General features: G+C 33.4%; 10 protein-coding genes. 2 read left to right on the forward strand and 8 right to left on the reverse strand.

What is annotated here, in order from left to right; translation table 11 throughout:
• Window positions 1–15 precede the first annotated feature (15 nt).
• Both APR43_RS17475 and dprA read right to left on the reverse strand, forming a co-directional pair.
• On the reverse strand, window positions 16–852 hold the full coding sequence (locus APR43_RS17475) for a hypothetical protein (protein ID WP_053474351.1): 837 nt from the start codon (window positions 850–852) through the stop codon (window positions 16–18).
• 154 nt (window positions 853–1,006) lie between these two features.
• Window positions 1,007–2,107, reverse strand: coding sequence for a DNA-processing protein DprA (gene dprA / locus APR43_RS17480; RefSeq protein WP_053474350.1), 1,101 nt, complete (start codon window positions 2,105–2,107; stop codon window positions 1,007–1,009).
• 238 nt (window positions 2,108–2,345) lie between these two features.
• On the opposite strand from dprA, the gene APR43_RS17485 reads away from it, so the two are divergent.
• On the forward strand, window positions 2,346–3,311 hold the full coding sequence (locus APR43_RS17485; protein WP_053474349.1) for an SPOR domain-containing protein: 966 nt from the start codon (window positions 2,346–2,348) through the stop codon (window positions 3,309–3,311).
• A 123-nt stretch (window positions 3,312–3,434) separates the two neighbouring features.
• Window positions 3,435–3,905, forward strand: coding sequence for a hypothetical protein (locus APR43_RS17490; protein ID WP_123924563.1), 471 nt, complete (start codon window positions 3,435–3,437; stop codon window positions 3,903–3,905).
• 43 nt (window positions 3,906–3,948) lie between these two features.
• Here APR43_RS17490 and APR43_RS17495 read toward each other — a convergent pair whose 3' ends face one another.
• The 6 genes from APR43_RS17495 to mnmG all read right to left on the reverse strand — a co-directional run bounded on the left by APR43_RS17495 (window position 3,949) and on the right by mnmG (window position 12,239).
• Window positions 3,949–4,707: a hypothetical protein gene (locus APR43_RS17495; protein WP_053474347.1), complete on the reverse strand. Its 759-nt coding sequence runs from the start codon at window positions 4,705–4,707 to the stop codon at window positions 3,949–3,951.
• Window positions 4,708–4,994: 287 nt separating this feature from the next.
• Entirely contained in the window at window positions 4,995–7,274 is a 2,280-nt protein-coding gene (locus APR43_RS17500) for a helix-turn-helix domain-containing protein (RefSeq protein WP_053474346.1), read from the reverse strand.
• Window positions 7,275–7,381: 107 nt separating this feature from the next.
• Entirely contained in the window at window positions 7,382–7,957 is a 576-nt protein-coding gene (locus APR43_RS17505) for an OmpH family outer membrane protein (protein ID WP_053474345.1), read from the reverse strand.
• A 685-nt stretch (window positions 7,958–8,642) separates the two neighbouring features.
• Window positions 8,643–9,491, reverse strand: coding sequence for a class I SAM-dependent methyltransferase (locus APR43_RS17510; RefSeq protein WP_053474344.1), 849 nt, complete (start codon window positions 9,489–9,491; stop codon window positions 8,643–8,645).
• A gap of 89 nt (window positions 9,492–9,580) precedes the next feature.
• Entirely contained in the window at window positions 9,581–10,045 is a 465-nt protein-coding gene (locus tag APR43_RS17515) for a hypothetical protein (RefSeq protein ID WP_053474343.1), read from the reverse strand.
• Window positions 10,046–10,367: 322 nt separating this feature from the next.
• Entirely contained in the window at window positions 10,368–12,239 is a 1,872-nt protein-coding gene (gene mnmG / locus APR43_RS17520) for a tRNA uridine-5-carboxymethylaminomethyl(34) synthesis enzyme MnmG (protein ID WP_053474342.1), read from the reverse strand.
• Between the last annotated feature and the right edge of the window lie 68 nt (window positions 12,240–12,307).

Genomic DNA, 12,307 nt, shown 5'->3' on the forward strand with positions numbered 1-12,307 from the left:
TTTATATAAAAATCTTTAAGCTCTTCCTAATCTCGCCAATAATAAAATCAATCGTAATACAACGATGGACCAAGTAGACATTCCTCCAGATGAACTGCTGCTGCTATATTCTCTATCCTTTGCAGCGTCGATTCGGTCTTTGTGAGATCGTATTGTATTACTCAATTCGTAATCTATTGGTTTATAATTAACCATTGAAGATACCATTGGTTCTAAAAACTCATTTCGTACGCCTGCACTAACAATTGAACCAGACATTTTACTGTAAATTGCCCTGATTTTCTTGTCATTTTCTGCAGATCTAAAATGAGAAAGCAAGGTGTAAAAACTTCTGTATTTAATAAATTCAATTGTTTCAGCACCAGATGATAAAGAAGGATTTTCATCAAATTTATTTACAACAAAATCAAGTTTTGTGCTTATCTTTTGGCTCAGATTGTCTAATGAATTTTGAGGCAGATATTCTTTAACATTTAAAAGATCATCAAATCTATTCTGCGCTATGTTTTGATCGAAAAAAGTATCTAAATCTTTAGATAAAAATCTGCCTATAAATGATTTAATATTTTCTTCATTAACAGAAACAGAATAATCTGTAATGAATCTGTTTCGGGAGTAATTTTTTCTGGCAAAGAAATTATACAGAATCCGATTATTCGAAATAAACAAAATCTCTTTTGGAAATTCGTTAAATGCAGTAATCAAATTATCTGCAAGATTTGGATCTAAATTTGGGTTTTGTGATCGCTCAATTTCAAATTGCTTCCTGACTTTTTCAGAGTCTTCAGTGCTGAAAGCGCTTCGGTTTTCTTTATAAATCCCAGCATTTTCAATTAGTTCTATTATATTCATTTTTAAGGTTTTTGGTAGAGCAAAAATATACTTTTATTACACTTTGCCTAATTTATTTTAGCATAAATGTTAAATAATTAAATATCCTTTACATTCAATTAATATTTAAGAAATCTGGAATTTAAATATGAAATATCTTTAGTGAGAATACACATTAAATTGCTTCAAATAATTTCCCAGGCAAAGGCCTAATAACTCCTTTAAGTTCCATATTTAGAAGAATTCCTGAGATTTTAAAAACAGGAAAATCACATTCGAGCGCAATAGTGTCAAGCAATTCTTTTCCGTTTTTTAGGAGAAAATCGTAAATCTTTTGTTCATCGAGTTCCAGATCAATAAACAACTGTTTTTGAATGGCTTTTGGTTTCTTTTCGATATCCCAATTGAGAACATAAATCAAGTCGGCTGCACTGCTTAACAAGCTTGCCTTTTGGGTTTTAATCAAATCATTACAACCTTGACTATATCTGTCTGTTACTCTTCCCGGAACGGCAAAAACATCGCGGTTATAATCATTGGCTAAATTGGCCGTGATAAGCGATCCGCCTTTATCTGCAGATTCAATTACTATTGTGGCTTCACTGATTCCGGCAACAATACGATTTCGGCGGACAAAATTCTCTTTATCCGGATTAGAAGTACTCCAAAACTCGGTAATAAAACCTCCATTTTCTTCCATTTTTGCCATGTACTTTTTGTGTGCTTTTGGATAAACCTGATTTAATCCATGAGCTAAAACCCCAATAGTCTGCAATTTATAATCCATTGCAAATTGATGCGCCACGATATCAACGCCATAGGCAAAACCACTCACAATTACAGGATCCAGCGGTGCAAGATCTTCAATGAGTTTTCGGCAAAATTCAGTTCCGTAAGATGTAATTTGACGTGTGCCAACGATACTAATTATCTTCTTATTTTTCAAATCTATATTTCCCCCGGTAAAAATCAAAACAGGAGAATCTATACAATGTTTTAAACGATCCGGATATGTTTCGTCCTGAAAGAAAGAAATCTTGATATCATTTTTTCTGATAAATTCAAGTTCCTGATTGGCCTTTTCAAAAATAGCTTTGTCTTTTATGTTTTTCAGCATAACAGAACCAACTCCATCAATTGCAGCAATTTGATTGGTTTTCGATTTAAAAATTGCTTCTGCATTTCCGCAATGATTTAATAATTTTTTTGCCATAATATCTCCCACTCCATCCACTTTCATTAAGGCTAATAAATAAAATAAATCCTGATCTGACATTTGCAAAAAATATTATGTAAAATAGAAATAAAAACTGTACTCAAATAATAGTGCAAATATGCTAAAAACAAAGTAATTTCTTAATAAAAAATAAAATTTATACAGAAACAAAATAAGCGATGCTAATAAAGTTTTAATTAAAATACTGATAATTAATTGTATATAAAAATCTTGCAATTGTTAATAAAAATTGTGAATAAAATTTTGATAACTATATTCATTACTTAACTTTGTTGCTATGAAAATCGAAACTTATATCGCGCAATTATTATATCGTTATCAGTGTGTAACGGTTCCCGGATTTGGGGCATTTTTAACCGAAATTCAATCAGCACAGCTGAATGAAAGTACGAATTCGTTTTTTCCACCGAAGAAAACGGTTTTTTTCAACAGCCGCTTAAAAAATAATGACGGACTGCTGGCCAATCATGTTGCCCAAGCAGAAAATATATCTTACGGAACTGCCGTAAATGGTATCGCTTTTGAGGTTCAAAAATGGAGACAGACACTTGAAGAAAATGGTGTAATCAGCCTGAAAAATATTGGAGATCTTCGTTTAAATTCTGAGAACAATATCATTTTTTCACCAAACGATCAAATTAACTATTTGTCGACTTCTTTCGGATTAAGTCCGTTTGTTTCTCCAATGGTAAAAAGAGAAATTTTCGAAAAGAAAATCGAGCAAATCTCAGAGAGAGAAACTGTCGAATTGTATGAAGATGAAGAAGTAAGATCATCAAGATCTTATTTAAGATATGCTGCTATTTTTGTTCTTGGTTTAGGCGTTACCGGAAGTATTGGTTATCCTTTGTACCAAAATCAAATTGCTGCACAAACGCTTGTTGTAGAAGGTAATGTCCAGAAAAAAGTTCAGAACAAAATACAGGAAGCAACATTCGTGATTCAAAATCCGCTACCTGCTGTAACTTTAGCTGTTGATTCTGCAAAAGTAGAAACTGCAGAAGTCAAACTTATGCCTTATCATATCATGGCCGGTGCTTTTAGAAGCGAAGCAAATGCAAAAAAAGCGTACAACCAATTAATCAAAGACGGTTATAACGCCAGAATGCTTGGCGAAAACAAGCATGGTTTATTCCCGGTTTTATATGGAAGTTATGCCACAATGGGAGAAGCTGAAAAAGCACAGAAAGAAATTCAAAAAGGCGAAAATCCAGATGCCTGGATTCTGGTCGAAAACTTATAAAATCCTCAAAATCCTATTCTTACCGAATAGGATTTTTTTTGTCTTATTTTATCATTTTTAAATAGTTATCTGGTAATCTTAAAATTAATCATCATTTAATTTCGTCGCCAATAAAATTTAAAAATGATGAATAAAATTCTTAAAACATTTGCAGTTGTGATGTTTATAATGAACTCACAATATTTTATGGCACAGCAAACAATTCAGAATCAAAAAGCTTACGAAATGGAATTGCAAAAAGCTGAAAACGATGCCAGAAAAGCTTCTGTTGAAAATCACAAAAAGCTTGACGATAAAATTTCGGAATTACAAAAGCAGCAAAAGGAAATTGAAAAGCAAAGAAAAGAGGTTGAATCAAAGAAAAAAGCATTGGTCAAATCTGAAGATAATTTAAAATCTACAAAGGAAAAGATCAACAAACTGGAGCTGGCCAATCAAAAAATTGAAAACAAAATAACAACATCTTCGATCTCAGATGAAGAAATTCAAAAACAAAGGCTAAAAACCAAAGAAAACGAGGTTAGTATTCAAAAACTCAAATTAACGCAAATAACGCAGCAAAAAGAGCTTGAAAAAGCCATTTCGTCTCTATAACTGAAAACAAAAAACCCGATTCTGTTTGAATCGGGTTTTTTGTTTATCGTGAAACAATTTTAGCGTTTTGTGAAAGGATTTCTTTTCCATCTTGCGTAATAACTAATCTTGCTGGCGGAGAACCTTTTTCTCCCAAAACTATAATATCGCAAGTATAAACATAATTTCCTTTTTTAAATTCGTAACTGTGGTTTCCTCCTGTACCATCAGCAATAAATTTACCATTTTGAATAATTAAATCCGGTTTCTCACTCATCTTCTGCTTTACAGACCAGGATGCATAACGGTAATTATTATTTCCTAAATCATCAATCCTAATTTTGAATTTTGAGGTTTCAAAAACACAAATCGGACTTTTGAACTTTGCTATACTCGAATGAACGTTTTGCTTTTGAGAAGAAACAAGTTTTGTTTTTAAATCTTTCTCAATTTTCGACTGATAATTAATCGATGTCAATTTCCCATCAGTATCAATCCAGATCGTCCCGTTGTTGAGCATAATGCCCCGCCATCCCATTTCTGACCAGTCTTTATCGGGTTTTGACGATGTTATTTCTTTCTTTAAATCTGCATCAAAAATCTCCGAATATCGCTTTATAAACTCTGTTTTATTTTTGATTGGAGGGATTGGCGTTTCTCTTTCCAACGGATAAGAAATCATATTTGCAATTGCTTCTTTCTTATCCCTTTTTACGTTGTTAATAAAAGCTTGAATGAATTTTTGATATTCCTTTTTGAGTTCCTGACCACTCATACCCGTGACAGAAAAAATAACTAATGCGATGTATATAAGCTTTTTCATGATTTTCTATTTTACATAATGTTTATTGGAAATTATTTAAAATTTCAGTCTATTAAACCCTAAGTTACAAAAAGGAAATCAAGAATCTTCGTTTTATAAAAAATAAGCACAATGAATGTCATTTCGACGAAGGAGAAATCTCCGCACGAAGCTCGGCAAAGATTGGGTTTTCGTTGCGGAGTTACTTATGGAGATTTCTCCTTCGTCGAAATGACAAAAAAGCGTAAACCAACTTTAAAATTAAGTCTTTCTCTAGGTTTATATAATCTTGATTACAAAATCTAAAATCAATTAATACTAGCTTTGAACATCTTAAGTTCATCCCAGGTAAATTCGTCTCCGTATTTTTCCTTTAGCGGACTCAAAGATTCTTCTGCATAAAATTCAAAAGCTTCTCTTAAAGCTAAGATTTTATCATAAGGAAGAACATCTGTAATCTCAACTTTCTTGGCCTGAATCAATTTTATTAAATGCGATTCAACCGTTTGAACGGTCAGCTTTCTCATTCGGGCAATATCTTCAACAGAGTTTTTTGCCAGCCATAGTTCGTGCGTCTCTTCAACAGTAGTCTTTTTTTCAGCTTTTTCTTCCGTTTTATCTGCTTTTTTATACGAATAACGAGTAACTGGCTCATCAACCTGAAACATGTCTGTATTCGTCATTTTAAACTCTTCTTTGGTTCTGGAAATCTTTTCGGTTTTGTAGTTTTTTATTGCTGGAGAAGTCAGGCTTTCTTTGCTGATTGTTTCACGGGAAACCACGATTTCAACAAGCAATTTGGCTTTCATCAAACGTAAAACCGCTTTAGTCTGCAAATCATCTAAAAAGGCTAATTCTTCATAAAATTCTTTTACTTTTTTAAATTTCTGAATTTCAGCCATTTTACTCAAAAGATCCGTAACCAGTTTGTCCATTGGTTTGAAAAAATAATCATAAGCCGCCTCTACTCTTTCCTTGACAAACAACAAATCAACTGTTTCTTTATTGAAAATTTTATTAAGCTGCTGCACGAATTTCTGCGAAGGATCTGCAAGTCCGTCGATAATTTCTAAACGTTTATGTGCCCAGGCAGAATGTTTTGATTTTTCTGATGCAGCGGCATTTTCGTTATAACTAAAACGATGATTTCTCCATTCTTGTGCTAAATCTGTCCAGTTAAAACTGTTAATCAAATAGTTATGAATAAAATTTTTGGTTTCAAAATGAAGCGAATTTTTTAAGTCGTCTTCCGTCGCTTTGTTTAAAGCATAATCCATCACATCCTGATCGTTCGACAGCCCGTTCATTTGTATCGGAGAAAGCAAAATAAGCCCATTTAAGGACGTTAAACGTGAAAGTGCTACATAGGCCTGTCCGGGCAAAAAAACTTGCGATACATCGAGCGCAGCTTTTTCAAAAGTTAATCCCTGACTTTTGTGCACAGTAATCGCCCACGCCAATTTGATTGGATAATGCGCAAATGTGCCTAAAACTTCTTCTTCTATGTCTTTTGTGAGTTCGTTTACTTTGTAGCGAATGTTTTTCCATTCGTATTTTTCGACTTCGATTGTTTTGTTTTCTTCCGGAAAATGAACGAAGATTTCTTCCGGGGAAAGCGATTTGATAACGCCCATTTTTCCGTTGAAATATCTTTTATCAAAAGACAAATCGTTTTTGACAAACATAACCTGAGCGCCAACTTTTAGTTTTAAATTTTCTTCTACGGGAAAAATCTTCTCAGGAAAATCATGAACTACAAATGGCCGATAAGAAAATTCATTTCCAGGCAAATCATTGATTGCCTGTTCGTTGATTGTATCTGCTTTTGCGTTATGCGTGGTTAAAGTTATAAAACCGGGATTCATTTTTAGATCGAAATCTGGTTTTACATATTGGTTTAAAATCTGAACATCTTCTTTTGTAATCTGGTTGTTTCGAAGGTTGTTTAAAACCGAAATAAATTTGTCATCACTCTGGCGGTAAATCTTAGATAATTCAATGTACAGCGGCGGATTATGTTGCATTACATGCGAATGAAAAAAGAATTTTCCTTTGTAATAATTACGCAAAGTTCGCCATTCTTCATCCCGAATTACGGGCGGTAATTGCAATAAATCGCCAATAAAAAGTACCTGAACGCCTCCAAAAGCTTTGGTATTTCTTCGTACTGTCTGCATCATAAAGTCGATAGCGTCCAGCAAATCAGCGCGAAGCATACTGACTTCATCAATAATCAGTAACTCCATATTGCGGATCACATTTCGCTTGACATTGTTCATTTTGAAATGTCGGCGAAGTGATTCTTTATTCTCAAATTTTACGGTTTCTGTAAACTGAGAACTCTCTTCATAAGTGGGTAAAAATGCCGAAAAAGGCAGCTGAAACATCGAATGAATTGTTACACCGCCTGCATTAAGAGCCGCAATACCTGTTGGTGCCACTACAACTGTATTTTTGTGCGTTGTGGCAATGATTTCACGCAATAAAGTGGTTTTTCCTGTACCGGCTTTGCCTGTAAGAAATATCGATTTTTGCGTTTGATTGATGAATTGTAAGGTGTAAGCTGCAGCTTCTGAAACGTTTTGCATTAGGCAGGTATTAAACGTCAAAAATATCGCATTTTTATAAAAGAAAAAAACCTAAATCCAGATCTGGATTTAGGTTTTTCATTTAGTTTAGTTAGTTTGGCAGTTTATTATTTTTTAGCCTCTTCTTTTGCAGCTGGTTTATCTTCTGCTTTTGGAGATGCTTTGTACTTATCGTTCAACTCTTTAATAATAACTTTAGTGATATCGTACTTGTCTTCAGCGTATAAAACTGTAGCCGCATCACCTGTCCCGTAGATATAAGAATATCCGTTTTTCTTTCCGTAATCTTTGATGAATTTTTTAACTCCGCTTACAAGAGAATCCATTTCTACACCACTTTCTTGCTGTAATTGCTGTGATAAAGCTTGTTGAGCATAACCCAATTGCTGTTCTCTTTTTTGCAATTCAGCCCCTCTTTGTTGCGCCCAAGCTTGTCCATTTGCTTGTGCCTGACTTTGAAAATTAGCAGCGTCTTGTTTAAAACGAGTAATCTCAGCTTGCAGTTGTCTTCCTTTTTCTTCTGCCTGAGCTTTGTATTTAGCTTCAAGGTCTTTTGCCTCAGTGTACTCTTTCATCAAAACTGAAGTATCCACGTAAGCTGTTTTTACTTCTTTAGCTTCTGTCGCTTTATTACACGAAACAACCAAAATTGAAAGTGCGGTAATTACTAATGCTTTTTTCATTTTTTAAATTTCTAATTTTTTTATTGTATTGAAGACAAAAATATAAAAAAATAAATAGCATCGACATAAAGTTTAAAAAATGCTATAATTTTATGATATTGGTTTTATTTATGGACTAAAATACTACTATAAAATATCACTATTAAAAGTGGCTTTTATAGCTTTTATTACAGCAGTTTTCTCAAAAAAGACAATATAAAGCCCCAATTTACCTGAGAAAACGCCTTAAATGCGCTTATTTTACGTTTTGATCCTTTTTAAGTGTTTAATCAGTGTCTAAAACTTTTTTGAAATTTACGTTTTTGAATTTCATGAGAAAATGACTGAAAAAATGCTCATTTTAAAATTTTTGCTTTTTTTGAAAAATTGACTGGAAAATTTTTCTTGAAGGTTTTTTAAAATTTTCATTTTTAAAAAATAAAAAAACAGGAAGCGCAAAAAACAAAATTTTCGTAATGTTTTGTTCGACGAAATTCAAAAATCAAAAATCGGAAAAAACAAGAAAAAAAGCCAAAAACTGTAGTCTTTTTGAGGTATTAGTTTTCTTTATCGATGCAAAAAAAGCTATAAAATATCACTATTAAAAGCGACTTTCATAGCTTTTATTAGAACCGTTTTCTCGGAAAAGACGACACAAAGCCTCGTCTAGTCAAAGAAAGCGTCTTAAATGCGTTTATTTTGCGTTTTAGTTGTTTTTTAGCACGTAAATGTGAGATGAATACTCTTTTGTACTCGACGCTTTTAAATTTGATTTTAAACCGATGAAAAATGCTTTGATAAAATTCATTTTTCCGGTTTTGTATTTTTCAGAAAGTAGACTCACATAAAATGAATCAAATTTCATTGGAAGTACTTTTTCTAATTTCATGTCCACTTTTTCAAAAAGCGTTTTGATGGCTTTTTTTGAAAAATGCCAAAAATGAATTGGCACATCAAAAGCTGCCCAAAATTCTCCGTAATGTTTTGCGTCGAACGATTTGAAATTTGGAACCGCAACAATTAATGTTCCAGTTGGTTTTAATAATCGCTTCAATTCCTGAATTTGAAGTTCCAAATTTGGAACGTGTTCTAAAACGTGCCACATTGTAATTACGTCAAAGGAATTATTTTCGAGTTCGCTGATTTCTTCAACAAATGAAATTCCTTTTTGCTTTGCAATATTTTTTGCTCGCTCGCTTGGTTCAACTCCAATTACATTCCAACCGTCATTTTTTGCTGTCAACAAAAAATCTCCGGTTCCGGCACCAATGTCTAAAATTTTTCCTTTTTGAGATTGTTCTGAATTAATTAAATTCAGTTTATTTTTTAAAGCTATACTTTTTACAAAATGATATACTTTTTCAAAAACAGAACGTTTGTTATCTGTATGCGAAATATAATCTTCGCTTTCGTAATATCTTCCTAAATTTTCTAAATCCGGCTGAGGAGAAGTTATCAGCATATCCAGATTTTCATCATAGTACAAATCGAAAATTTCTTTCGAAACAGAATGGTCTTTTACAGTAAGAAAATGTTTTTTGTTTAAAACGTCCATTTTTTAATTATAGGTATTTTGGTTGAATTTCATAGCAAACCCTAAAAGTCAAAATTTCACTTTTAGGGTTTCTAGTTTTTATATTTTATTTATTGTTTCCAATTAATTTTTACTCCCGACATTTTTTCATTTTCAATTCTGATTTCTGTCAAAATTGTAAAATCATTTTTAATGTAAAATGGCATTGGAGATTTATAATGTGCTGCATTTTGTTTTACTTCATTTTCATGATCCACAACCCAGCCATTCAAACTTGTATTATTCTTTTTTAATTCGTTCATCAAAAGTGTCCCATTTCCTTTTCCCTGAATTTGATGATTCAAAATTATGGCGAACCAATTTTCATCTTCTCTCAAAAAAGTAAATGCCCAGCCGCTAATTTTATCTAACGCATCAAACAGCAAATAATGTTTTGTATTTGAAAGACCGTTTAAGTACAATTCAAAATCCTGCATCGTTTTGCAATTTAATCGTGCCGGATATTCCTCGTTCCAAAGTTCTCTTAAAACTTCTTTTTCTTCGTCAGATAAAATTTCTCTTTCAACAATTCTCATATAAAGGAATTTTAGATTTTAGCTCTTTTTGTCATTCTGAGGAACGAAGAATCTTCGTTAGTAACCCCACACCAAAAGAACAAATCTTTGTCTATCTAGCAACGAAGATTCTTCGTTCCTCAGAATGACAAACTATATCAATTTCAAATTCGTTTCACGTGGAACAAATACCATTTTAGATTTCAAAGTTTAAATTTTAGATTGCTTTATTAGAATCTAAAATTTCAATTCACTTCAATTTGTTTCACGTGAAACAAATCAAATACTTTCTAATATGCAATTCTAGAAAAATCTAAAATCTAAAATCTAAAATTTAAAATCTCTACCTTCCCATATAAATCAAAAGCACGGAAATATCACTTGGTGATACACCGCTTATTCTTGATGCCTGAGAAATTGTAACTGGTCGAATTTTGCTTAATTTTTGTTTTGCTTCAATCGACATTGATTTAATTTTATTGTAATCGAAATTCTCCGGAATTTTCACTTCTTCTAAACGAGTTAGTTTATCGGCGTTGTTTCTTTCCTTTTCGATATAACCAGAATATTTAACCTGGATTTCTGCTTGCTCTAAAATTTCTTTGTCCAAATCATTTTCTTCAACATATGCTTTTACTTTTTCAAATTTCAGCATATCCTCTAAATCAATTTGCGGACGTGAGAATACTTTAAACATTTTATCACCTTGCGTAATTGGAGCCGTTTCTTTTGCTTCTAAAATTGGATTTGTTTCAGCAACCGAAACACTTGTTTCTTTGAAGAACGCAACCATCTTTTCAGACTCATTTAATTTCTTTTCCATTCTTCGCAAACGAGCTTCAGATGCAAGACCAATTTCATGCGACATTGGCGTCAATCTAAAATCGGCATTATCTTGTCGCAACAATGTTCTATATTCTGCTCTAGATGTAAACATACGATACGGTTCTTCTGTTCCTTTCGTAATTAAGTCGTCGATCAAAACACCAATATACGCTTCATCACGTTTTAAAATCAACGGTGCTTTTTCGTGCACTTTTAAATGCGCATTTATTCCGGCCATCAAACCTTGCGAAGCTGCTTCTTCATATCCTGTCGTTCCATTAATTTGTCCGGCAAAATATAAACCTTCAACTAGCTTCGTTTCCAAAGTATGTTTCAATTGCGTTGGCGGGAAATAATCATATTCTATCGCATAACCCGGACGGAAGAATTTCACTTTCTCAAAACCGGCAACAGAACTCAATGCTTTAAATTGAATATCCTCCGGAAGCGAAGTTGAAAATCCATTGACGTAAACTTCACAAGTATTCCATCCTTCTGGTTCAACAAAAAGCTGGTGACGTTCTTTATCTGCAAAACGATTAATCTTATCTTCAATCGACGGACAATATCTCGGACCCAAACTTTTTATTCTTCCGTTAAACATTGGCGAACGATCAAAACCTTCTCTCAAAATATCGTGAACTTCAAGCGAAGTGTATGTCATGTGACAAGATCTTTGATGCGTTAACGGAACGGTCAAATCCGAATAAGAAAACTTATCCGGAACTGCATCTCCTTTTTCTTCGTTCATTTTAGAATAATCCAAAGAACGTCCATCAACTCGTGGCGGCGTTCCTGTTTTCATTCTTCCAGCTTCAAATCCTGCTTTGATCAAATCTTCGGTAATTCCGGTTGCGGCACTTTCGCCTGCTCTTCCTCCACCGAATTGTTTTTCACCGATATGAATTAATCCGTTCAAAAAAGTTCCGTTTGTCAACACAACCGATTTGGATCGAATCTCAACTCCAAGCGAAGTTCTAATTCCTTTTATCTTTCCGTTTTCGATAATCAGACCTTTTACCATCTCTTGGTAAAAATCTAAATTTGGAGTTCCCTCCAACATCATTCTCCATTCTTCTGCAAAACGCATTCGATCACTTTGAACTCTCGGCGACCACATTGCTGGTCCTTTTGATTTGTTCAACATCTTAAATTGAATTGCAGTTCGATCTGAAACAATTCCGGAGTAACCTCCAAGTGCATCGATCTCACGAACAATTTGTCCTTTTGCAATTCCCCCCATTGCAGGATTGCAAGACATCTGGGCTATGTTCTGCAAACTCATTGTAACCAACAAAGTTTTGGATCCTAAATTTGCGGCCGCTGCCGCGGCTTCAGATCCTGCATGTCCAGCACCAACTACAATAACATCGTATTCTTCTAAAAACATTTTGTTTTATTATTCTCTGCAAACCGTTTAAGGCGATTCTCAGAATTAACTTTATTTTTCTTTTGTTC

The sequence above is a fragment of the Flavobacterium sp. NLM genome, assembly GCF_002210235.1.
Taxonomy (GTDB): Bacteria; Bacteroidota; Bacteroidia; order Flavobacteriales; family Flavobacteriaceae; genus Flavobacterium; species Flavobacterium panici.